The 19,598-nt window shown below is 69.2% G+C and carries 22 protein-coding genes; 6 read left to right on the top strand and 16 right to left on the bottom strand.

Annotated elements, in window-relative coordinates; genetic code table 11:
* Positions 1 to 622 precede the first annotated feature (622 nt).
* The 4 genes from ABZ885_RS20560 to ABZ885_RS20545 all read right to left on the bottom strand — a co-directional run bounded on the left by ABZ885_RS20560 (position 623) and on the right by ABZ885_RS20545 (position 2,167).
* Positions 623 to 1,135 (bottom strand): hypothetical protein, encoded by a 513-nt coding sequence (locus ABZ885_RS20560; protein WP_360190343.1) that lies wholly within the window; start codon positions 1,133 to 1,135, stop codon positions 623 to 625.
* Between the two features lie 45 nt (positions 1,136 to 1,180).
* The gene (locus ABZ885_RS20555) at positions 1,181 to 1,381 is read right to left on the bottom strand and encodes a hypothetical protein (RefSeq protein WP_360190340.1); all 201 of its coding nucleotides are present in this window, start codon (positions 1,379 to 1,381) and stop codon (positions 1,181 to 1,183) included.
* Positions 1,382 to 1,398: 17 nt separating this feature from the next.
* Positions 1,399 to 1,959, bottom strand: coding sequence for a hypothetical protein (locus tag ABZ885_RS20550; RefSeq protein ID WP_360190337.1), 561 nt, complete (start codon positions 1,957 to 1,959; stop codon positions 1,399 to 1,401).
* Between the two features lie 64 nt (positions 1,960 to 2,023).
* A complete protein-coding gene (locus ABZ885_RS20545; RefSeq protein ID WP_360190335.1) occupies positions 2,024 to 2,167 on the bottom strand; it encodes a hypothetical protein in 144 nt (47 codons plus the stop codon).
* Between the two features lie 27 nt (positions 2,168 to 2,194).
* Between ABZ885_RS20545 and ABZ885_RS20540 the strand changes: the two genes are divergently transcribed.
* Together ABZ885_RS20540 and ABZ885_RS20535 are read left to right on the top strand one after the other, a co-directional pair.
* On the top strand, positions 2,195 to 3,373 hold the full coding sequence (locus tag ABZ885_RS20540) for a tyrosine-type recombinase/integrase (protein ID WP_360190332.1): 1,179 nt from the start codon (positions 2,195 to 2,197) through the stop codon (positions 3,371 to 3,373).
* 25 nt (positions 3,374 to 3,398) lie between these two features.
* Entirely contained in the window at positions 3,399 to 5,840 is a 2,442-nt protein-coding gene (locus tag ABZ885_RS20535; RefSeq protein WP_360190329.1) for a site-specific integrase, read from the top strand.
* Here ABZ885_RS20535 and ABZ885_RS20530 read toward each other — a convergent pair.
* The 6 genes from ABZ885_RS20530 to ABZ885_RS20505 all read right to left on the bottom strand — a co-directional run bounded on the left by ABZ885_RS20530 (position 5,827) and on the right by ABZ885_RS20505 (position 9,558).
* Positions 5,827 to 6,303, bottom strand: a complete 477-nt coding sequence (locus ABZ885_RS20530; RefSeq protein ID WP_360190326.1) for a DUF3307 domain-containing protein — start codon at positions 6,301 to 6,303, stop codon at positions 5,827 to 5,829. The genes ABZ885_RS20535 and ABZ885_RS20530 overlap by 14 nt on opposite strands.
* Positions 6,300 to 7,421, bottom strand: a complete 1,122-nt coding sequence (locus tag ABZ885_RS20525; protein ID WP_360190323.1) for a hypothetical protein — start codon at positions 7,419 to 7,421, stop codon at positions 6,300 to 6,302. Before ABZ885_RS20525 ends, ABZ885_RS20530 begins: the two co-directional genes overlap by 4 nt.
* Positions 7,422 to 7,513: 92 nt before the next feature.
* Entirely contained in the window at positions 7,514 to 7,753 is a 240-nt protein-coding gene (locus tag ABZ885_RS20520) for a hypothetical protein (RefSeq protein ID WP_360190320.1), read from the bottom strand.
* A gap of 304 nt (positions 7,754 to 8,057) precedes the next feature.
* Entirely contained in the window at positions 8,058 to 8,762 is a 705-nt protein-coding gene (locus ABZ885_RS20515; RefSeq protein WP_360190317.1) for a hypothetical protein, read from the bottom strand.
* Complete coding sequence (locus tag ABZ885_RS20510) at positions 8,759 to 9,376, bottom strand: sigma-70 family RNA polymerase sigma factor (protein WP_360190314.1); 618 nt, start codon at positions 9,374 to 9,376, stop codon at positions 8,759 to 8,761. Before ABZ885_RS20510 ends, ABZ885_RS20515 begins: the two co-directional genes overlap by 4 nt.
* A complete protein-coding gene (locus ABZ885_RS20505) occupies positions 9,373 to 9,558 on the bottom strand; it encodes a hypothetical protein (protein ID WP_360190311.1) in 186 nt (61 codons plus the stop codon). The genes ABZ885_RS20510 and ABZ885_RS20505 overlap by 4 nt, the downstream gene beginning before the upstream one ends.
* A gap of 273 nt (positions 9,559 to 9,831) precedes the next feature.
* On the opposite strand from ABZ885_RS20505, the gene ABZ885_RS20500 reads away from it, so the two are divergent.
* Positions 9,832 to 10,947, top strand: coding sequence for a TniQ family protein (locus ABZ885_RS20500; protein ID WP_360190308.1), 1,116 nt, complete (start codon positions 9,832 to 9,834; stop codon positions 10,945 to 10,947).
* A 21-nt stretch (positions 10,948 to 10,968) separates the two neighbouring features.
* Here the strand turns inward: ABZ885_RS20500 and ABZ885_RS20495 are convergent, their stop codons facing one another.
* From ABZ885_RS20495 to ABZ885_RS20475, 5 genes are all read right to left on the bottom strand, one after another.
* Positions 10,969 to 11,742 carry a hypothetical protein gene (locus tag ABZ885_RS20495; RefSeq protein WP_360190305.1) on the bottom strand — a complete coding sequence of 258 codons (774 nt, stop codon included), beginning with the start codon at positions 11,740 to 11,742 and terminating at the stop codon, positions 10,969 to 10,971.
* 64 nt (positions 11,743 to 11,806) lie between these two features.
* Positions 11,807 to 12,667, bottom strand: coding sequence for a hypothetical protein (locus ABZ885_RS20490; RefSeq protein ID WP_360190302.1), 861 nt, complete (start codon positions 12,665 to 12,667; stop codon positions 11,807 to 11,809).
* On the bottom strand, positions 12,664 to 12,990 hold the full coding sequence (locus ABZ885_RS20485; RefSeq protein ID WP_360190299.1) for a helix-turn-helix transcriptional regulator: 327 nt from the start codon (positions 12,988 to 12,990) through the stop codon (positions 12,664 to 12,666). The genes ABZ885_RS20490 and ABZ885_RS20485 overlap by 4 nt, the downstream gene beginning before the upstream one ends.
* A 423-nt stretch (positions 12,991 to 13,413) precedes the next feature.
* Complete coding sequence (locus ABZ885_RS20480) at positions 13,414 to 14,214, bottom strand: hypothetical protein (RefSeq protein ID WP_360190297.1); 801 nt, start codon at positions 14,212 to 14,214, stop codon at positions 13,414 to 13,416.
* A 215-nt stretch (positions 14,215 to 14,429) separates the two neighbouring features.
* Positions 14,430 to 15,269, bottom strand: a complete 840-nt coding sequence (locus tag ABZ885_RS20475) for a hypothetical protein (RefSeq protein WP_360190294.1) — start codon at positions 15,267 to 15,269, stop codon at positions 14,430 to 14,432.
* Positions 15,270 to 16,028: 759 nt separating this feature from the next.
* On the opposite strand from ABZ885_RS20475, the gene ABZ885_RS20470 reads away from it, so the two are divergent.
* The 3 genes from ABZ885_RS20470 to ABZ885_RS20460 all read left to right on the top strand — a co-directional run bounded on the left by ABZ885_RS20470 (position 16,029) and on the right by ABZ885_RS20460 (position 17,820).
* On the top strand, positions 16,029 to 16,244 hold the full coding sequence (locus ABZ885_RS20470; RefSeq protein WP_360190291.1) for a hypothetical protein: 216 nt from the start codon (positions 16,029 to 16,031) through the stop codon (positions 16,242 to 16,244).
* A gap of 482 nt (positions 16,245 to 16,726) precedes the next feature.
* Positions 16,727 to 17,404 (top strand): hypothetical protein, encoded by a 678-nt coding sequence (locus ABZ885_RS20465; RefSeq protein WP_360190289.1) that lies wholly within the window; start codon positions 16,727 to 16,729, stop codon positions 17,402 to 17,404.
* 233 nt (positions 17,405 to 17,637) lie between these two features.
* The gene (locus ABZ885_RS20460; RefSeq protein ID WP_360190286.1) at positions 17,638 to 17,820 is read left to right on the top strand and encodes a hypothetical protein; all 183 of its coding nucleotides are present in this window, start codon (positions 17,638 to 17,640) and stop codon (positions 17,818 to 17,820) included.
* A 163-nt stretch (positions 17,821 to 17,983) separates the two neighbouring features.
* Here ABZ885_RS20460 and ABZ885_RS20455 read toward each other — a convergent pair whose 3' ends face one another.
* Entirely contained in the window at positions 17,984 to 18,751 is a 768-nt protein-coding gene (locus tag ABZ885_RS20455) for a hypothetical protein (protein WP_360190283.1), read from the bottom strand.
* Positions 18,752 to 19,598 lie beyond the last annotated feature (847 nt).

The raw sequence follows: 19,598 nt of genomic DNA, 5'->3' as shown, positions 1-19,598 counted from the left end.
TATCGGGGCGCGCTGCGCCCCGCACCGCTAGGTCGGCGCGTTGCGCCTCCCTTCCCCGCGTTTCCTGATTCATCGTCAACTTGGGGTATGGGGGCGGGGTTGCTTCGGATGGATCGTCGGCGCTGCGCGCCGACGCAGCGATCGAGGACTCCTCGGCCTGGCCGGTGAGGCGGGTCGAGCCTTTGGTTGACGGGAGGCGATCGGAGGGTGGTCGCTTCTTCGATCGGGGGGCGCTTCGCGCCGATAGTCCGGGAGGGTTCGTCGGCGAGAGGTTCCGGGACTGCGTAGTTCCGGAACACGGAAGCGAGGAGGCCAAGACCTCCTCCCCGCGTCGAGGCATTCCGGGGCTACGGGATGCCGCAGTGCCCGGTGTGTGATGGCGGCGGATGCTGCGGTGAGGGTCAGGGCAGGTGCGGGGCGAGGAGGGCGCGGGCTCGATCGATGTGTTCGCCCGCGGTGTCCTGGGGAAACGGACTGGGCTATGCGTGGCTTGCGAGGTGAGGGAGTGGCTTTTGCGCCCGGACGGTACAGCCCCGTGCCGACGATCGGATGCGGTGAACGTAATGGTGGCCCGTGCTTGACGATACGCGCGGGCCACCATTACGTGCGTCTACCCGGGAGATCAGCCCTCGGCCAACGGGGCGTCAGGGCGCTGGTCGGCGAAGAAGTCCAGCTTCTTCCCGAAGAGCGCCTCGGCCTCGCCCGTGGGGAAGACGGTCTTCTCGTACAGGGCGTGCTGGCAGATCAGCGACTGGTCGGCCGTCGACAGCTTGAGACTCTGCCGAGCCTCCGCCGGCTCGGTGAACCACTGCCTGATGGCCAGGCTTCGGTAGCCTCCGTCGGTCGAGTGTTCGCCATAGATGATGCGCGTCAGCCCTTCGAGTACCCGCTCGTGGTTGAGCGTCTTGCCCGTGCCAGCGGGATCGAAGAACGACACGGTCCACGACCACCGCTGGCCCTCCGCCAGCTCCGTGTCTTCGGGGATCGGGCCGCGGTCCCAGCCCGAGAAGTACTCGACACCCGGGCCGAACACGGTACGGCTCCACTCCACGTCTCCCAGCCAGGGAGAGGCGGCGAGAAACCCCTCGGCTATGGCCCGGGTCTCGTCGTCAGTGATCAGATGCTTTCCGCTCACGCGTTTCTCCTCAGCTGGTCAGCTCCGGACTGCGGGTGAGGAACCCTAACCCCAAATGGCCCTCCCGCGGGCGCTACAGGCCGCTTCTACGACGGCCAGTATCACGGCGGCCGCGACGAACGCGCTCAGCGACACCGGCGGCTCGTCCACATTGGGGCCGCGCTGCAGGGCAACCCCGGTGTTGCGGAGCCGGTCCAGGTCCTCGGAGGAGATGTAGGCCGGGTTGGGCTGCCGGGTGCTGGGCATGGATTGTTCCTTCGTGGTCAGGACTCGTGCGCTGCGGTGCCCGGCTCGGTCTCTGGCTCCGCGTCGGAGGCCTTCGGGGGGACGGCGGGCTGGCCGTCGGCAGTCGGGTACATCTGGTCGCGGTGGGTGTGCTGGACGAGCCAGTGCCGGCAGGGGGCGCCCTGGCCGGAGGCGGCGCGCTTGTGGCGCTCGCGGGCGGTGGTGAAGTGCAGGCCCATCTCCTCGCCGATCTCCCGCCAGGACAGGCGCGGCTCGCCGTCGGGGCCAGCCTCGCGTGCATACAGGAGGAGTTCCTCCTCGATGGCGTTGAGGCGGGTGAGCAGGCGACGGGTGTCCCGGAGGCGGCTCTGGAGGAGGGACTTGCTCATCTCCTCGCCGCTGTGGAGGTCCTCGACGGCCTTGATGACGGTGTCGGCCTCGTCGGCGATGGTCCAGACGCTGTGCGGGCCCTTGAAGTGCAGGACGTAGCTGGTGGTGCCGTCCGGCCACCAGGTGGTGGCGCCGCTGGTCTCGCGGTGCTCCATGCCGGAGCGCTGGAGGCGGATCTCCCCGCGGTGGTGGGCGTGGGTGTCGGTCATGGCCGGTGGTGCCTTTCTCGGTGGCGCCCGGGGCCGATCGGCCCCGGGCGGGGGCGAAGGGTGGTCAGCGGGCGCCGCTGGCCGCGATGGCGGCGGCGAGGGTCTCGACGCCGTGGTGGAAGGCCTGGTCTGTTGACTGCACCAAGTTGGTGATCCGCTGGTGTTCCAGCGGGGGGCTGTCGAGGATCTCGGCATGTCCTCGTTTCATGGAATGTCCTCCGTACATCGAGAGCTGATGGATGGCCGCGGCTGGCTGCCGTCGGTCGGTGCGGTGCTGAAGGGTTCGAGACCCTCGCTGCCGTGGTTCGTGGTCGACGCGGCAGGCCGGGAGGTCGAGCCGGTGAGCCGGTACCTGCGGGATCTGGCGCTCGGTGACGCGAGCGCGCTGACGTGCCGCAGTTACGGGTACGACCTGCTGCGCTGGTTCCGGGTGCTGTGGGCGGTGGATGTCGGCTGGGAGCAGGCGACCGAGGCGGAGACGACCGCGATGGTCGGCTGGCTGCGTACGGCGCCGAATCCGCAGCGGCGCCGTACGCGGCCGGACTCGATGCCCGCGGGCGTGATCAATCCGAAGACGGGCAAGGCCACGCTGCTGGATGGGTACGCGCCGCGGACGATCGCGCACGCGTTGACCGTGGTGCACGGCTTCTACGCCTTCCACCAGCACTACGGCCGGGGGCCGGTGATCAACCCGGTGCCCGAGAGCCGAGACCGCCGGGCCCGGCTGGCTCACCGCTCCCCGCTGGAGACGCCGGCGCCCACCAAGCGGGCCCGGCTGCGGCCGAAGGTGCGGGAACGCACGCCCCGGGCGATTCCGGATCGGCTGTGGGACGAGCTGTTCGCGCAGATGAGATGCGATCGGGACCGTGCCCTGCTGGCCTGCTACGTCAGCTCCGGTGCCCGCGCCAGCGAACTGCTCGGGGTGCGTCTGGAGGACGTGGACTGGTCGGCCAGCCGCTTGTGGGTGATCACCAAGGGCACCGGCCAGCGGGACCCGGTGCCCGCGTCCCCGCAGGCGTTCGCCTACACGGCTGCCTACCTGGACCAGGCCGGGCTGCCCGAGCCGGGCGGACCGCTCTGGCGGACCCGCCGAGGTGATCCCCGACAGCTGACCTACTGGGCGATGCGCCGCGTGCTCCAGCGGGCGAACGCCGTGCTCGGCACGAACTACACGCTGCACGACACCCGGCACACGGCGGCCACGCGGATGGCGCGCGATCCCTCGCTGACGCTGGTGGAGGTGCAGACGATCCTGCGGCACGCGCATCTCAGCACCACCGCCCGCTACACCGCGGTCGGCCTGGAGGACCTGATGGACAAGCTCGCCGAGCACTACCAGCGTCCCCGCCAGGAAATCCGCTGGTCGCAGACCTACGATCCGGCCGACGTCGAGGCGGTGTTCGGTGCCCGGTAGTACCGCTGGCTACAACGCACGGGCGATGGGCCCGACGACCGGACGCATCCAGCGCAACCCCCTGCGGGAGGCGCCGACGGACCGGGTGAACACCAAGGTCATCCAGCCCGCGCCGCCGCCCGAGCCGCAAAACCCGCCCCGTCCGGCCGGTGACCTCTCCCGGGCCTCGCTGACCAAGGTGGCCGACGCTGTCGTGACGGCCTGGGACGACGAGGGCCTTGAGCGGCGCCGGCTGCGCCGCCTCAGCACGGTGACGATCCTCGAACACCTCCAGCGGTTCCCCGGCACGACCTGGCAGCAGCGATGGGTGGCGGCCGGGCTGGACGAGTACGGCACGAATCCCGGCGACCTGGGCAGCGAGGACAAGAAGCTGCGCAAGTTGTTCATCTCGGGCACCCGCCAATTGTTCTGCCTGCGGGTGATCCGTCCGAGCCTGGACGCCTTCCGCGGCCACACCTATCCGAACTACGCGCTCGACTTCCGCCTGGTGGCCAAGGACCCGGTGCTGGACAAGTTCCACGCCGCGGTCGAAGCCTCCGATGCGACCCCGGCGGCCCGACGCACCGCGCTGTTCGACGTCGCCTGCGCCCTGACCGTGTTCGGGATCTCCCTGGCAGACCTGACGCCGGAGGTGCTGCTGCACTACTCGCTGGAGTCGCGGCGCAAGCAGCTCACCCGCGGGGCCACCAAGCGCGGCCAGGAGTACAACTACGCGGCGATCGCGGCCTGGCACATCCTCTACGAGTCGGGACACTTCCCGCCGTCGGCGCCGCACGTGCTGCGGGCCGCCCTCGTCGGCGGGCAGAAGAGCGTCGAGGAACTCGTCGACCGGCAGCAGCTGCGCAACACCAACGTGCGCAACCTGCTGGTGGACTACCTTCGCCGCCGCGCCGCCGACCTGGACCACTCCTCGCTGCGGCAGCTGGCCCGGGTTCTGCCCGGCACGTTCTGGAGCAACGTCGAGAAGGTCAACCCCGACCAGGCCGACCTGCGGCTGAGCGAGGAGACCTACCAGCAGTGGAAGGAGACCATCTCCGTCCTGCCCGGCGGGCGGCCCCGCCTCGACATGGACGGCGTGCTGCTCAAGGTCCGCACCTTCTACCTGGACTTGCAGAGCTGGGCGGTCGCCGAACCCGAGCGCTGGGCGGCGTGGTCGGTGCCCTGCCCAGTCCGGGATGCCGAACTGCGCTGGTTCAACGTCCGCCGCCGCGAGATCCACGCACGGATGGCCGAACGCACCCGCGCCCGCCAGCCCCTGCTGCCTCTGCTGGTCGACCACGTCACCAACCGGTGGATGCGGCTGCGCGAGATCCTCGCCGCCGCCCAGGCCGTCGAACCCGGTGAGCGGTTCACCGCCGCTGGCGCACAGTGGCAGCGCACCGCCAGCGAGTACGACCTGAAGCGGGCCAAGACGGAGACGTCCTTCCCCGTCCGGGCGGTCAACCGGGACACCGGCGAGCTGGTCGCCGTCACCCGGGACGAGACCGCAGCCTTCTGGGACTGGGCCGTCGTCGAAGTACTCCGGCACGCCGGCCTGCGGATCGAAGAGCTGACCGAACTGACCCACCTGAGCGTCCGCAACTACCAGCGTCCCAACGGCGAGGTCGTCGCGCTCCTGGTCGTCACTCCCTCCAAGACGGACCGCGAGCGCGTGATCCCCATGTCCGCCGAGCTGTTCCACGTCATCGCTCAGGTCATCCGCCGGCACCGCGGCACCTACGGCACGGTGCCGATCGCGACCCGGTACGACGTCCACGAGAAGGTGTGGTGCCCGTCCCTGCCCTACCTGTTCCAGACCCAGAACGGCCTGGAACGACAGGCGATGAGCAACACCACCATCTGGCGCCGCCTGCGCAAGTGCTGCACCGAGCTGGCCAAGACCCACCCCGAGTTTGTCGGGACGGCGTTCTCCGCCCACGACTTCCGCAGGATCTTCGCCACCGACCTGGTCAACTCCGGGCTGCCCATCCACATCGGTGCCGCCCTGCTCGGCCACCTGAACATCCAGACCACTCGTGGCTACGTCGCAGTCTTCGACGACGACATCGTGCGGCACTACCAGCACTTCCTCGACCAGCGCCGTCAGCTGCGGCCGGAGGAGGAATACCGGAAACCCACATCGGAGGAGTGGTCGGAGTTCCCGGAGCACTTCGACAAGCGGAAGGTCGAGCTGGGCTCCTGCGGACGTCCATACGGAACGCCGTGCGCGCATGAGCATGCCTGCATCAGATGTCCCATGCTCTCGGTCAACCCGACGATGCTGTCCCGGCTGGACGAGCTGGAGGACGACCTGGTCGCCCGCCGCCAGCACGCGATCGCTCAGGGCTGGAAGGGCGAGGTCGAAGGCATCGAGCTGACCCTGACGTTCCTGCGCTCCAAGCGGGCCCAGGTCAACCGGTCGCAGCAGCTGCCCCCGGTGAACCTGGGCATCCCCTCTGTCCCTCACAGCCGCCTCACACCAGAGTGATCAGCAGCGCGGACACCAGCAGGGCTGTCTGGTGCAGGGCCTGATCGGTCAGATACATGCCGTTCATCCCCGCCGCCTTCAGCTCCGCGAAGCCCTTCGATCCGACGTGCTCAAGAAGCCAGCGGACCGGCCAGCGGCGGTCGAAGAACGCGTGCGTTACCGCGGAGACTGCGAGCCCTGCCGCCAGTCCGGTGAAGGACATCTGGAGTGGGAGGACGGCCCAGACCAGGGCCAGCATCACGGCCATCACCAGGTGGTACTGGGCGACGTGTCCGAGGCACGCGCCCCAGCCCCGCCTCGGGCTCACGCCGTCGGCGACCTCAGCCGCCGACGGCGCCGCCTTCCCTCCCGCCTGGCGGTCGGTCTGCCCGATCACGTGGTCCGCGAGGTTGTGGCCGACGGACAGCACCGCCCACACCGTCCCGAACGTCGCCAGGATCGCGATCTGCTCGATGGAGGTCACCGGACACCTCCGATGCCCTCGGTGAGAAACTTCCGGTAGTGCTGCGCCCCGGGCCCGAAAGCGCCATACTCAGCGCCGGAACCCTCCGCGCCGATCAGGACGATCCCGTGACCCTCCACATGCGCACCGGCATTGCGGCCGCCGAAACGGCCGCTGACACAACGACTGCGTGGTTCACCCTGGCCGGTGCCCTTGGAGGCGTTCTCGTCACCGGTGCCATCGCCCTCACAACGGCGGTCTTGAACCACAGATGGCAGAAACAGGCCGCAGACGACCAGGGCCGCCAAGAGCGGGGCAAACAACTGCGCCAAGACAGGCGCGAAACCTACGCGCGCTACTGGTCCGCCTGGAACCGTTTCATCCACCAGCTTCGGGAACTCCAGCGAAGGGCGCTGGAGCAGCAGGGATCCGGCGCGGCCCTTCCCACTGACCTCGCCGAGCAGACGAGAGTGGCGGAACTGGAATGGCGGGATGCTGCCGACGCTCTGTTCCTGATCTGCGGACGGGAAGTCTCCGACGCAGCCGAGGAGCACATGCACGCTACAGAAGACAGGCACCGTGGTGCTGAACAAGGTGAGTGGCCGTCCGGCCGCGGTACATACCGAAGGCTGAACGACGCCATGCGCAAAGAGCTCCTCGAACTGGCCTAACCACGCCGCTACGCCATGCACGACACGCCGCCCATGGGCGGCACCACAGGGAAGCGCCTTGGTGCAGAGAAGGTCGAGGGCGTAAGCGCCGTTCATCCCGAAGTCCGCGAGGGCGTAGAACTTGGCCTTCCCGGTGGCGTCGGCGAGGCGCTTGAGCGGCAGGCGCCTGTCGGCGACGTAGTGGGTCGCCATCGAGAGGGCGAGCGCGGCGGCGATGCGGCCGGGGCGCAGGTTGAGCCCGAGGAGCTTGGAGCCGGCGAGCAGCGCCGCGGCCTGGGTGGCGCCATAGGAGGCGACGTGCGCGGCGCAGGCCCGGCGCCCGGCGGCGCTGGACTGGCCCTCGACGTGGTCGTGCTGGCCCTTGGTGGAGGCCTGGTGGTCGCTCTGGACCCAGTGGTCGGCGACGTCGGCGGCGGCGCGCAGCAGGGCGTAGGAGGCGGCGAAGCGGCTGGCGGTGCTGGTGGTCATCTGGGGTCCCTCTCCGGTCGGATCGGTTCAGGGGAGTCGGGCCCGGGGCGGTCGGCTGGTTGCGGCCTGTGACGGCCAGCCCCGGTGCGGGGTCAGGCTCGGCCGCGCCGTGCGGTCGGGCGGCGGCGGTTGAGCCGGGTCCACAGGGCGCTGGTCCCGGTGTGCAGGCTGAGGTAGGCGATCAGCGCGGAGCCGACGGTGACGGCGGCGAGCATGCCGCGGTTGGTGCTGTTGACCGGGGCCCACAGGAGGGCGGCCAGCGCGATGGCGGCGGTCAGGATCTGGATGGCCTTGTCGGTGACCTTGCGGACCTTGCGCGGCATCTTCGCCATCGGGGTTTCCCTCCCTCGGCTCCTGTAGGGGTTTCCCTACAACATCTAATGTAGGGTCAGCCCTACATGCCGGCAAGGTAGTTGCCCATGATTCTTCCCGTGATCCCGCAGTCCCGGGACTCCGGAACCGCTCGTTTCAGCCCGTCACAGCTTCCGCGAGGGCTCCCCACCAGGGGAAACGGGCTGGGACGGTCCTAGGACCGTCCCAGCAAGAATGGGTGAAACAGACACGCTTGAACGCTGCCGAACTAGGGGTGCGACAGGCTGTCCCCCGGGAACCGGCATCGGCCGGGCCCGGCGCTCTTTAGTGGGTGCTCGCGTCGGCGGAGGCGAGTTCCTGGAGGGCGGGGACAAGGGACAGTTCGGGCAGAGGGATGCGGCCAAGGGCGGGGTGGTACTTCTTGGTGATGTGCGGTGAGACCCGGTCGGGCAGGTCTTCGACCACCACCGGGGCGTCGGAGCGGCTGCCCCACTGCTCGGGGGCGAATCCGGACGAGGTCAGCTGGCGTCCCCAGAAGCGGGCGTCGTGGAGTTCGCCGCGGCGTACGTGGTCCAGCAGCAAGCAGTACCCGGCGGTGTTGTCGCCGGCGCCGGCGGCGAACTGCCACCACCACCTGGCCCCGTCCCGGTCGCCGGTCAGGTGGAGCAGGCACGCGAGGATCCTCGCTCCGGGCCCGTCGGCGTAGTGCGCCTGGATGAAGTGCTCCAGCACCGGCGCAGCGTCAGTGGCACCGACCACGAGGGTGCAGATCGCCTTGAGGTCCCACCAAGCCTGCTCCAGCGCGTACTGCCCGTCGAGGGCTGGGCGAGTCCACTGCGGGCGGCTGAAGGCCGTGGTCGGGGGCGGGGCGAGCGCGCACGACGGGTTGGAGCACCGGGAGCGGGCCGCCTGGCGCACGGCCATCCGCCGCTCGGCCTCGTCGAGGTCGTACTCGGCGTAGCGCCGTCCGGTGCCCAAGCGTCCGATCAGGGCCTCTACCTGCGGGTTCGTGGCGTCGCGGTCAATCATTGCTTCTCCCCATCGGTTCCCTCCACGCTGTCCTCGCGGAGACGGGCGGCCAGGCGCTGTCGTGCCTGGCGCATGTGCGAGCGGACGGTGGCGCGCTCCACCCCCATCAGTGCGGCGGCCTCCTGGGTGGTGAAGCCGAGGCAGCTGCACAGCTCCATCACGTCACGCTGACGCTCCGGTAGCCGACGCAGCTCGTGATACGCCGCCATCGCCTCGGCCAGGTCTTCGAACGGGTCGTGGGACATGTTGGTCATGGCAGCCTCGAACGCCGCAGTGTCCATCGGCTGCGCCCGGCGGCCCTGCCTGCGGGCTTGATCGATGACCCGGTGCTTAAGGACCTTCCAGGCATATCCCTTCAGGTTCTCCATCTGGAGCATCTGGCCCCACTTGTCGGTCAGGCTGTCGAACGTGGCGTCAACCGCATCTTCGGCGTCGGCGTCCGACCCCAACTGCAGGTACGCCCATTCCAGGTAACGGGTGCGGACCTGCCGGTGGAACGCCCAGAACGTGCTCTGCCAGGCCGGCGGCCACGCCTCGTACGGCAATTGCTGCCCACTCCTGGTCACGGTGAAGTCAACCGCCCCGCCCTCCGGGTCGGCATCGGCCTGGGTCACCGCCCCTCCCCCGCGGTACTCTTCGACGCCGCAGCGCCCCGGCCGGCCCGGGCCGCCAGGTCGGCGATCCCGATCCGTACGCCGACGGACAGAACCCGGCGCAGCAGGCGGACGCCGTCACAGGCGAACACTCTCGTCGCCACGGCTGCCGTCACCAGCTGCGCAGCACTGTCCTGGTCCACGTTCCCTCCCCAAAGAAGGCTGATGTGAGGAGGCGCCGCCGACCCCCAAGAACGGCGCCGGAGGCATGCGCCTCCACCTATGAAGCGAACGGCGATGGCAAAACGTGCAGAAAATTTCTGACAGAAAGTGTTTGGTCGGTTACGTTCAGCAGTGGTCGGATTCGGTCGTCCGGTTTGGCGGATGAGGCCCGTCGCCCGCGCCGGACAGGAGGCGAGTCCAGGTGCCGGCAGTCGCGGACCGCCGCCGTCCGTGAGGTGTGCCAAGGTCTGGGCATGACCCAGCGCACTCCCGCCCCGGCCCTGCGGAGCCGTACGAGCAGCCAGCCGCTGCGACCGGCCGACCTGCCTCTCCAGGTCCCGCTGATCGATGGCGAGACCCTGCTGTCCTTCACCGTCCGCACCGCCGCCGCCAACGGCCTCGACACCGCCCGGCTGCTGAAGGCTCTTCACGCCGGACGCGCGAACTTCCCGGCCGGCCCGCAGCCGCAGAAGCTGGAGGCCCGCCTCACCGCTGCCGCGCTGGAGCGCCTTGCTCGCCTCACCGGCCGCACCACGGACGAACTCCAGCCCGTCCTGCCCGGCGCCTGTCCCGGCCGCCTCCTGGACGGCCAGGTGGCCGCCGTCCGCCTCGACCCGTGGACCGACGAGCCGGGCCAGGCCCCGCTACCGGCCTGCCCGCTGTGCATGGAAGAAGGTGCCTGGCTGGAGGCCCCCGGTCACCGCTGGCTCCCCTGCCCCTGCGGGCGGCGCTGGCTGGCCGGCGACGACGACGGCTACCTCATCGACACCACCCCGCTGCCCGACCTCGGCCGCGCCCTGGCCCGCCACCGCGCCCTCTTCGACCGGCTCGGCTACGCCGGCGACGCCCTGGTCGCCGACGCGCACCAGGTCACCCTCTGGTGGTGGGTCAGCCGCCAGGTCGCCCACGACACCTGGCGGACACGAGAGGACGCCCTCGGCTTCGCCCGCCACCGCCGCCGGGCCGCTCCGGCCGTCGTCTACCCCGAGGCGCTCCAGCTCGCCGAGGCCATGGACCGCTGGGAGCAGCAACGGGGAAGTCGCCGCTCCGACGAGCAGGCCTGGCTCACCCACGTCGCCCAGAAGCTCGGCACGCCCGGCATCGCCGACGGTGGCCGGGAAGCCGAGCCGCTGCGGCACTGGCTCACCCTCCACCCCGCCGCCACTTCGGCCGCCGACCGCTGGGAGCAGCTGCCCACCCTCCACCACCACCCCCATCACAGCCGGCTGTTCGCAGTGAACTCCTGCCTGCGCTGGACGTACGGCAGGCCGCTCACCACGGTGGAGGCCGTCTGCCCGCACTGCCACGGCCGCGCCGCGACCTGCCTGTGGGCGCCGGCCGACGACTGCCCCCAGAAGCCCGGGGCGTGAGGCCGGCTGCTCGGGCTGTGATCACTGCCCCGAGTCGGGGTTCTCGCGGTGCCGTTCGCGGTCCGTGAGCTCGACCGCACGAACACGGCGCAGCCACCAGGCGACGGCCGACAAGGACAGGGCGGTGGCGGTGCAGGTCGGCACGCCGGTGGTCAGCAGCTCGTGCATGCCGTCGGTGAAGTTGATGTAGACGGCCAGTGATCCGGTGGCCGCCGTGATCGTGGTGGCGATACGGGAGGTGCTGGCGAGAATCCAGTCGACCGGCCGCCACATCAGACCGAGGCTGTCGTGGAGCCGGAGCTGGAGGGCGGCTATCAGGAAGCCACCCGCCACGGCTCTGCGGCGCCATGGCGGGAGTTTGGCGCCGGACACTGGGTCTTCTGCCAGGTCCGCCATCCACGCCTCGTGCAGATAGCGGCGGCGGTGGCCCGCCAGGGCTGCGGCCGTGCGGAGCAGCAGATCTGGCACGCCGACTGTTGCATCCTCCTGTGTCTGGTGTGCATCGGTGCAGGCATCGGTGTAGCGAGCGACGGCCTCGCTCAGGGCCCTGACTGCGGTTCGCTGGGCGAGGATGTACTTCTCCACGCGCGGTGCCAGCGTCAAGTCCATCGCCAACGCGTGAAGATATGCCTCATCGGGGCTGTAGCGGTCGGCAAGGCTGGCGTACAGCTCGGGTTCGGCAGCCCTCACTGCCTCGCGGAGCTCTAGGCAGCTCCTGAAGAATGCATCTGCATGGTGGCAGCGGAGCCGGTACAGCTCGTCTACTTCTTCCTGGGCCCAGGCCGGAACAGCCATTGGCCCGCTTCTATGCCTCATCCGGTACCGCCCGTCGGGGGTCGGATCCTGAGGTGCTCTGTCCTCACTCCTGCTCTCCTGGTGGCCGGGATGCCAACTCGATGCCGCGGATGCGGCGTAGCCAGCGGCTGAGGGCGTAGAGGCTGGCGCCGGCGACGGCGCAGGTCTGGATTCCGTTGCCGAGAAGTTCGGCTAGCCCGCCGGTGATGCGGATGTAGATGGCCAGGGTGCCGACCAGCATGGTGATGGCGGTGTGGACCCGGGAGTCGGTGGCGATCAGCCAGTCGACCGGGCACCACAGTCGCCGTGTTGCGTCCCGCAGACGTAGTCGCAGGGCTGCGACGACGAACCCTGCGGCGAGTGCCAGCCGCCCGCGGCCCGTGAGGGTAAGGCCGGAGTCCGGGTCGCCGGCCAAGTCGGCCAGCCAGGCGCCGCTCAGGTGGGAGTGCTGGGGGCCGGCCACCCACCCTGCGAGCCTGGTGAGGCGCCGTGTTGGCCTCCCCATGCGGAGCTCGCGCTGACGAGGCCCCCGCAGTTGTACGAGCAGCGCAGCCTGTTTTGTCTCTTCAGCCACGCTGTCGATGAGGTCTGCGACGGCGCGCTCGCCGAACTCTGCTTCGAGGTCCCTCTTCAAGTCTGTCCACTGCTGAGAGACCCGCCGCAGGCGCGCGTGGGTGACGGCGATCGCGGGCATGTGCTGTTGAAGGATCCCCCGGGCTCGGGGATCTTCCCGCAGTAAGTCGTAGAGACTCCGATCCAAACGCGTTGCGCCGCGCAGCGCACCTGAGAGATCAGGCCGTACCACCCGCAGTCGGCTGTTCATCCGTGCCTGCCGCCGACGGATTACGACTGAGGTGGTCCACAGCTTGATCATGAGGTCGGCCACGCGCTGGCGGGCGCCGCTGGTGCCCAGGTCGAGTGTCACGCCGGACCGCCGAGGAGTGTTCCGAGAACGAGGGGCCGGCGCCGACGCGCGGCGCGGGCCTGGAGCGCGTCCAGGGCCTGGCGGCGACCGGTGGATGTGAGCTTGTAGTAGCGGCGTGCGGGGCGGCCGGGGTGCGGGGCGGTCTCGGCCCAGGCTTCGAGCCAGCCGAGGTCGGTGAGGCGTTCGAGGATCGGATACACGGTGCCGGAGCCCAGGTCGGCCTCGATGCAGATACGCAGACCCCAGGCGGGGTCGTCGTCATCGGCAGCGAGCAGGACGTCCAGCACCCCCATGGTCGGCTTGGTCAGCCGTGGAAGCGTCATGGCGCCAGTGGAGCACAGAGACTGACCATGTGTCGAATACGACACACAGACCGAGGCTGCGCCGCAGGTCGCGGGCTATCTGCGCAGTCCCGGGATTCCGGGACTGCTGCCATCCGGGGTGGTAGCCGAACCATAGGCATCCCCCCTCTCTTCGCAGTCCCGGGATAGCGGGGCGGGCGACCCCTCCCCCGCGTCCGCACTCGGCCGCCGACGACTGGGAGGAGCCGCCCACCCTCCACCCCCACCACAGCCAGCTGTTAGAGGTGAACTCCTGTCTGCGCTGGACCTACGGCAAGCCGCTCACCACCGCCACGCCAGCATGACCGGACCGCCGGGACTACGCAGTCCCGGAACTGCGCAGTCCCTCACAGCAGGGCCGCTCGCCCCCAACCCGTACCGGCTCCAGAATCCAGACCTGCCGGATCACGGCACCGCGGGGTGTCCGTACTCCGGCAACTCCATGCCAACAAGCCGCTGGACATCGGCTTCGATCTCCGCGCGGGCTTCGGCTGCTTCGTCGTCCCAGCCCATTCCCTCCGGCCCTTCGGGATCCCGGTTGCGTCCCTCGGCGATCACCCGGGCGACCTGTTCCCGCGGGATGCCGGCCATCCGGGCCGCTCGCAGGAAGTACCGCTCCAGCTGATCGTTCCTGTGCTCCACGCCGCACTGACCGAAGGCCCACTCGCGCGCCAGGTCCAGGACCGCTTCCGCTCCCTCCTGGGCCAGGTGCCGCGCGCACAGGGGCAACCCGCCGGGACGTCCGAAGAGGCATCCAGGACCGCCGCACAGTTCCAGAAGATCGGCCTGGGACACGGAGACCAGGAAGCGCCGGCCGCCGACCCGTACCGTCACGATGCCGCCCTCGCTGAGGCGCTCGACCACCACCTGCTCCTCCAGGTTGGCTCCCCAGCGGTTGCCCACCGCGCCTGCCAGCTTGAGGACGCTGTACCGCGTCACCGTCACGCCGCCCAGCAAGGCGGAGACGTAGCGCTCCGGGCCGGTCCCGCCGCCCTCACACTCCTCGCAGCCTTCGTACTCCCCGCAACCGCACGAGTCTTGCAGGCTCGGCCGGGTGGCACACTCGGCCACCAGCATGCCCAGAGTCAGCCTTTGCTCGGCCGGTTGCTCCGTGTCGAGGGTGCGCAGGACCTGCGTGTAGGGCATGCCGCTGCTGTCTTGCAGGACACGGGCCTTCTGGCTACGGGTGGTGTGTCGCTTGGTCACGTCTGCTCCGCATCCGGCGGCTGCCCCACGCCCACCCGCCGACGGGAATGACCGGACGGCAGAAGTGATCTCTTCGCGGGTCACGTATGACCTTGGCCATCGGCGTCACCAGTGCGGCGTGGGCGCAGGTAACAGTGGCGCGGGCGGTGCGCGTCCAGCCCTCGCCGGAACTGTAGCGCAACCACGATCGGCTGATCCCCCTCCCCTCGTCCGCCTTACCCGGGAGTCGGGTTTTGGCGGCATTGCGCAGTCCCGGGACCGCCGCGCAGTCCCTCACGGTCGAGCCTGCGGCGCTGGCCCCGCACGACGGGCCCCAGGCGCTCGTGCTCGAAGGCGATCGAGCGGAGGATCTCCTGCAACTCCTCGTCCGGGCGGGCGCCCGGGTCCTCCACGTCCAGGTTCACGCCCTCGGCGATTGTCCGGATCAGCTCAGCCTCGTCCGCTTCGGCCGCGAGCGCGGCCCGGATAAGGTGCTCCTCCGTCCCGAAGCTCCACAGGCGTTCCTCGCAGATGCCGTACGCCCAGGACCGAACCTCCCGCAGCGCCTGGCGGGCGTTGTCGAAGGCGATGTGCCACCGGCACTGCCCGTTGAACTCCAGGTGCCATCCGCAGCCCGTGGCGGCGCACAGCTCCCAGACGTCTCCCTGGCTCAGGCCGATCTCGAAGCGCCGCCCACCGGCGCGTACCCGCACTTCGTGGCCGGGTGCCAGTTCCTCGATGACCAAGTCGTCGCCCAGGCCGGCGCGGTGAGGGCCGCTGGCGAGCGCGCCGACTAGCTGGAGCACGCTGTCGTAGGGGACGGGGGTGCCGAGCAGCTGCGAGAAGAACCGGGCGGGCGGGGCGCACGCCTCGCACTCGCGGCAGTCCCAGCCGGAGCCCTCGGGCCAGCACGGCCCCCGGTAGTCGGGCTGGGTGGAGCACTCCAGCAGGAGCATGCCCACCGTGAGGCCGGCGGCGTTCGCGCGGACGGTGCGCAGCGCGTCGGCGTAGCGGATTTGGGCCTGGTCGGCGAGGGCGCGGGCGCGCTTGCTGGCGGTGGTCTGGCGCTTGGTCACGGTCAACTCCGCATCCGGCGGCGGCCCACGCTCCCCACCGGGTGAAGGACGACCGGGTGAAGGGAAGAGAAGTCGGTGCTCGCGGGTCCCGGGAGACCTTGGCCATCGACGTCACCTGGCGGCGTGGGCGCCGGTGGCAGTGGCTCGGGCGGTGCGCGTCCAGCCCTCGGCGGGAACTGTAGCGCAGCTACCTGCGGCTTGGTCCGTCTTCGTGCGGGACTCCTCGGTTCCGGAGTAGTGGCTGCCTCCTTCCCGCGTTGGGTTGCGGGGTCCCGGAACTGCGGGATTCCGGCCCCGGAATTCATCCTACGAATAAAGCTGAAATTACGTTTGTAATGCTCCTTGGCCGCATGGCCATCGAATTTGGAGACCAGGGCGAGTCGGCCCTTTTTTGTGAAGGTATAAGTGATGGCCTCTTCGTAGAGTGATCCAGTTCTCGCGGAAATCCGTTCGAGATTTGCTTGGCGATGCTCCGTTGATCATGCACCCTGGCATCACGGCCCGAATGCGGGTCGTTCCACGCAGGGACATATGGCCACCCTTTGCGGTGGCTCATCTTGATGACCCTCGGAAAAATTCACCCGAAAGGTTCCCGAATGAGGTGGCGATTTGACCCGCCGTAGATAGGCGGACGGGTCTGATAGAAGACCGCTATCTGGCCCCGAATCGGAGGCCAAATAGGAGAGAGGAGGTGTGCATGACCCGCCACGTACTGGCCTGGGCTGAGGGGAATATCCCTCTCTAGCTCAGGAGACTCCGATGAATATCAATGCTGCTATTCAGATCACACACCTGGTCCTGATCGCCCTGCAGACCGGCTGGTTCATCCGCCGCCTGTGGATCGGTGTAATGGTCAATCGCGCACAGGGCGCGCAAATCCCAAGTCGGCGGCGAAAGGCCTCGCGATACCCTGCCATCAAGAGCAAGAAGATCACAGTCGTGGTCGAGGTGTCGGGTTCTGATCTTTCCCAATAGCGTGCTCCAAATGGTGTGGACCCTTGTCTGACGAGGGTCCCACGCCATTGGTGCGTCGCCGGGTATCTTGCCCCGAAGTTGGGGCGGTTCAGGCGCAGGCGGGGGCCGCGATGGCCGGAGACCGCTTCTAACAGCCACTCCGGTTGCAGAAGCCGTTCGGCATCTCCCGAGAGGAGTGGCGCAGCCCGGCTGCCGAGTTGGGGATGCCCAAGCCGATCGACCAGCAGTACACCCAGGGCAGCACGAAGTGGGCCCCCAGGCCTTCGCCCGTTGACTCGCCCGCAGCACCCGCAGTTCGCTCCCCGCGTCCCTGCCTTACCGACTTGGCGCGCAGCGCCAACTGGGCCCTCGACACCCTCAACGGCGCCGACATCGTGGTGGTGGTCGACCGCGGCTGCAAACCTCTACGGCCCGGACCTGTCCGCGGTGGACCACGGCATTGCGCAGTCCCGGGACTCCTCGGTCCCGGTAGCGTGACCGGCATGATTCCCACACCCCGGCTGCCAGCTGAGGGCCGACGCATCGGCATCCTCGGCAAGGGCGGCACCAGCAAATCCACCACGCTCGGGCATCTGCTCGCGCACTGGTCCGACCGCGGCGTACACGTCGCCGCAGCCGACCAGGACGTCCCCGGTGACAACGAGGTCGGCTCGCTCCTCACCTGGGCCCGCGCCGAGAACCTGGGCGGCACCGTCTACCCGCCGATCCCACACAACCGGCTCCGTGAGGAGTCCCGCAAGCTCACCCCGGCCGGCGGACTGCTCGCTATCGACACCGACGCCTGGAAGCGGACCGCTGGCGGCCCGCACTTCTCCGTTCTTGCCTCCGTCGACGTCGCCGCCTGGTTCATGAAGCCGACCGACATAGAGCTGGAGCGCTCGGGCAGCATCTTCGCCGCCATGGAACACCTCGAAGCCGTCGGTGCCGCCAACGTCCCCCGCCTGGTCATCGTCCTGACCATGGTCAACCGCGCGGCACGGTCCCACCGCGACACCCGCGAGGCCCTCACCGCCGCTGGCTACCACGTGCTGGAGACGATGATCCCGCTCAGCGACGCCCAGGACGGCTACGCCCAGTCCTTCGGAAAGCCCGTCCGTCTGGTCGACGGCAGCCCGATGGACCTCCTGGCCACCGAACTCCTCGAAGAGGTCAAGAAGTGACGACCAAGCCGAACGCCGGCGCCGCATCCAAGGCCGCTGCCCTCGCCCGCGGAAAGGCAGCTCGCACTCTCGGCGGCGGACCGTCAGCCGCTGACGCTGCGCCTCCTCCGGCCCCGCCCCAGACCGCCCCCGTCGGCCACACCGAGAAGCCGCCCGCCCCGGCCACCGAGGTGGTGGCCACGTCGGACTCCCGCAAGCCAGCGGGTGCAGGACGGCGAGGCCATCTGCGGAAGATGAGCCTGGAGATGACACCGGACGAGCACCGCCAAATGCGCACCTGGCTCCTTCAGGCCTTCGATTCCGACGTCAAGGCCACCCCCGTCATCAAGGCCATGCTCGCCGAGGCCTACCACGACACCGCCTTCACAGACCGCGTCCGCAAGCGCCTCCAGCGCGAGGCCGGCCCTCAGGCCTGACCTGGCAGGTCCGCAGTACCGCAATCCCGGAACCTAGGAGCATCACGGAGGGCTCCGAGCACCAGGAGCTCGCAGCCCTCCTCCGTCTCAGCGGGGCGTGGTCTGTCCCTCCTCCGGCGCGACGGGACAGCCGTCGCGGTCGTCATCGGGGGTCCTCGCCGAGTCAGCCCCCGAGCATCTCCATCACCTTGTGGATAAGTCGGTTGCCTTCCTGTTCCATCGCGAGCACCGCGTTCACCGTGTCGATGGTCGTCTTGATCCTCGACAGGAGTCCGAGGCTCTGCAGGCGGGCCACCACACTGGGGCGCCTGGCGATGGCGCCGAGCATCGCGTCGGTAGCTTCCTCGATCGGTGCCTGACCGGTTACCCGTGCGTTCTGGACAGCCTCCAGGACCGACCTCAGGTGGGCCAGCAGCAGGCGCTTGATGTCGGCGTCGACAGCCGATTCGAGGATCTCCTCCATCAGCTGTGTCACCGCTTCACTGATGCGCTGCAGAGCCTCCTCGGACGCCTCGCGTTCAGGACAGTGGCGGTGCAACGCCCTGGAGCACGTGAGCAGGCTCTGGATCGCAGCGCTTCCTGGAACATCCGCAGCCGGAGCGAAGATCGAGAGGACATGAGTCATGCTGTGACCCGTCGTGGTGCTCGCAGCCAGGGCATTCTCGATCTTGTCGAGATGCTCGATGAGGTGCTCCTTGTCCTCCTCATCCAAGTCCAGACTTGCCACCGCCTCACGGATCTGGCCGGGCAACTGCAGGACAGCCGCGAACCGGGTCCAGGGCCCGGGGCTGGAAGGCGGTGCGTCAGGAGCCAGCAACCAAGCCCAGCACTCCCACGCGGGCTTGTCGCCCTCGCGCTGGACGCGGTCGTGCAGAGCGAGGAGGAGGGACCTCAGCCGGCCCGCAGGATTGTCGGTGTACTCAACGGCCATAGCCCGCCAGCCTATCGGCGGCTGACGACGTTCGGGCAGGTCTGAGCGGCACTACACCTGCCGACACCACCCCTGTCCGCAAACCCAGCCGCATGCTGGCCCCCGCGCCACGGCACCCCGGACCAGAACCGACTACCCCGCCGAAGGGTCCGAAGCACTCCGCTCCGGGCCCTTCGTGCTGCCCGGCAAAGGTGACGGGCCGTAGACACCCGGGCCCGGCCACCCCCTCCCCGCGTCCGCTGTGGAGAGGGTGAGCCGACCCTGACCTTGACCCCGCCAAGTTTCTCTCTCACACACATGCAAAAGGAACGAGAACTACGAGAACTACGAGAACCATGCAGGTCAGAGGCCTGAGAATCGCGCAGGTCCCGAGAGAGTCCAAAAGAACGAGAACGGTGCAGGTCAGAGGCCCTTTGACCCCCGCCGACGTGGGCGGGCGCTCCGGGACTGGAACGCTCTGACCTGCACGGTTCTCGTAGTTCTCGTTCTTGGGGGCCGGATCGAGAACCGGATCGAGAACCGCGACCCCACTTGACAGCCCGGGTAGGATCGTCACCAGGCACGCAAAGCGGCCGACCAGACGAGCCCCGGTTCTCGATCCGGTTCTCGATCCGGCCCATCGCAGACGGACAGGGTCGATCCCGAGCACCTCGACAGGACAAGAACCCTGCTGCGCCTGGCGAGACCCGGTACAGGACACCTCGCGGGGTCTAGCGGGCCCACCAACCCCACCCCGTGAGCACCGGCTTGACATGACAGATAGGATCGCCAAAGTGACGCTCTGCGTCGCTCACCGCGATTCCTCACCAGAACATGAAGAGGGCCCGCACCGCCGAAACGGTGCGGG

The organism is Kitasatospora sp. NPDC047058 (genome assembly GCF_040643935.1).
GTDB lineage: Bacteria > Actinomycetota > Actinomycetes > Streptomycetales > Streptomycetaceae > Kitasatospora.
Note: the sequence above shows the minus strand (reverse complement) of the source record. Positions and strands in the feature narration are given on the sequence as shown.

What these genes read in the sequence shown, in the direction of transcription:
- ABZ885_RS20555 (WP_360190340.1), bottom strand. Translation starts at nt 1,381, where the DNA reads ATGCCCAGCACCCGGCAGCCCAACCCGGCCTACATCTCCTCCGAGGAC.
- ABZ885_RS20550 (WP_360190337.1), bottom strand. Translation starts at nt 1,959, where the DNA reads ATGACCGACACCCACGCCCACCACCGCGGGGAGATCCGCCTCCAGCGC.
- ABZ885_RS20545 (WP_360190335.1), bottom strand. Translation starts at nt 2,167, where the DNA reads ATGAAACGAGGACATGCCGAGATCCTCGACAGCCCCCCGCTGGAACAC.
- ABZ885_RS20540 (WP_360190332.1), top strand. Translation starts at nt 2,195, where the DNA reads ATGGATGGCCGCGGCTGGCTGCCGTCGGTCGGTGCGGTGCTGAAGGGT.
- ABZ885_RS20535 (WP_360190329.1), top strand. Translation starts at nt 3,399, where the DNA reads ATGGGCCCGACGACCGGACGCATCCAGCGCAACCCCCTGCGGGAGGCG.
- ABZ885_RS20525 (WP_360190323.1), bottom strand. Translation starts at nt 7,421, where the DNA reads ATGACCACCAGCACCGCCAGCCGCTTCGCCGCCTCCTACGCCCTGCTG.
- ABZ885_RS20520 (WP_360190320.1), bottom strand. Translation starts at nt 7,753, where the DNA reads ATGGCGAAGATGCCGCGCAAGGTCCGCAAGGTCACCGACAAGGCCATC.
- ABZ885_RS20515 (WP_360190317.1), bottom strand. Translation starts at nt 8,762, where the DNA reads ATGATTGACCGCGACGCCACGAACCCGCAGGTAGAGGCCCTGATCGGA.
- ABZ885_RS20500 (WP_360190308.1), top strand. Translation starts at nt 9,832, where the DNA reads ATGACCCAGCGCACTCCCGCCCCGGCCCTGCGGAGCCGTACGAGCAGC.
- ABZ885_RS20495 (WP_360190305.1), bottom strand. Translation starts at nt 11,742, where the DNA reads ATGGCTGTTCCGGCCTGGGCCCAGGAAGAAGTAGACGAGCTGTACCGG.
- ABZ885_RS20485 (WP_360190299.1), bottom strand. Translation starts at nt 12,990, where the DNA reads ATGACGCTTCCACGGCTGACCAAGCCGACCATGGGGGTGCTGGACGTC.
- ABZ885_RS20470 (WP_360190291.1), top strand. Translation starts at nt 16,029, where the DNA reads ATGAATATCAATGCTGCTATTCAGATCACACACCTGGTCCTGATCGCC.
- ABZ885_RS20465 (WP_360190289.1), top strand. Translation starts at nt 16,727, where the DNA reads ATGATTCCCACACCCCGGCTGCCAGCTGAGGGCCGACGCATCGGCATC.
- ABZ885_RS20460 (WP_360190286.1), top strand. Translation starts at nt 17,638, where the DNA reads ATGAGCCTGGAGATGACACCGGACGAGCACCGCCAAATGCGCACCTGG.
- ABZ885_RS20455 (WP_360190283.1), bottom strand. Translation starts at nt 18,751, where the DNA reads ATGGCCGTTGAGTACACCGACAATCCTGCGGGCCGGCTGAGGTCCCTC.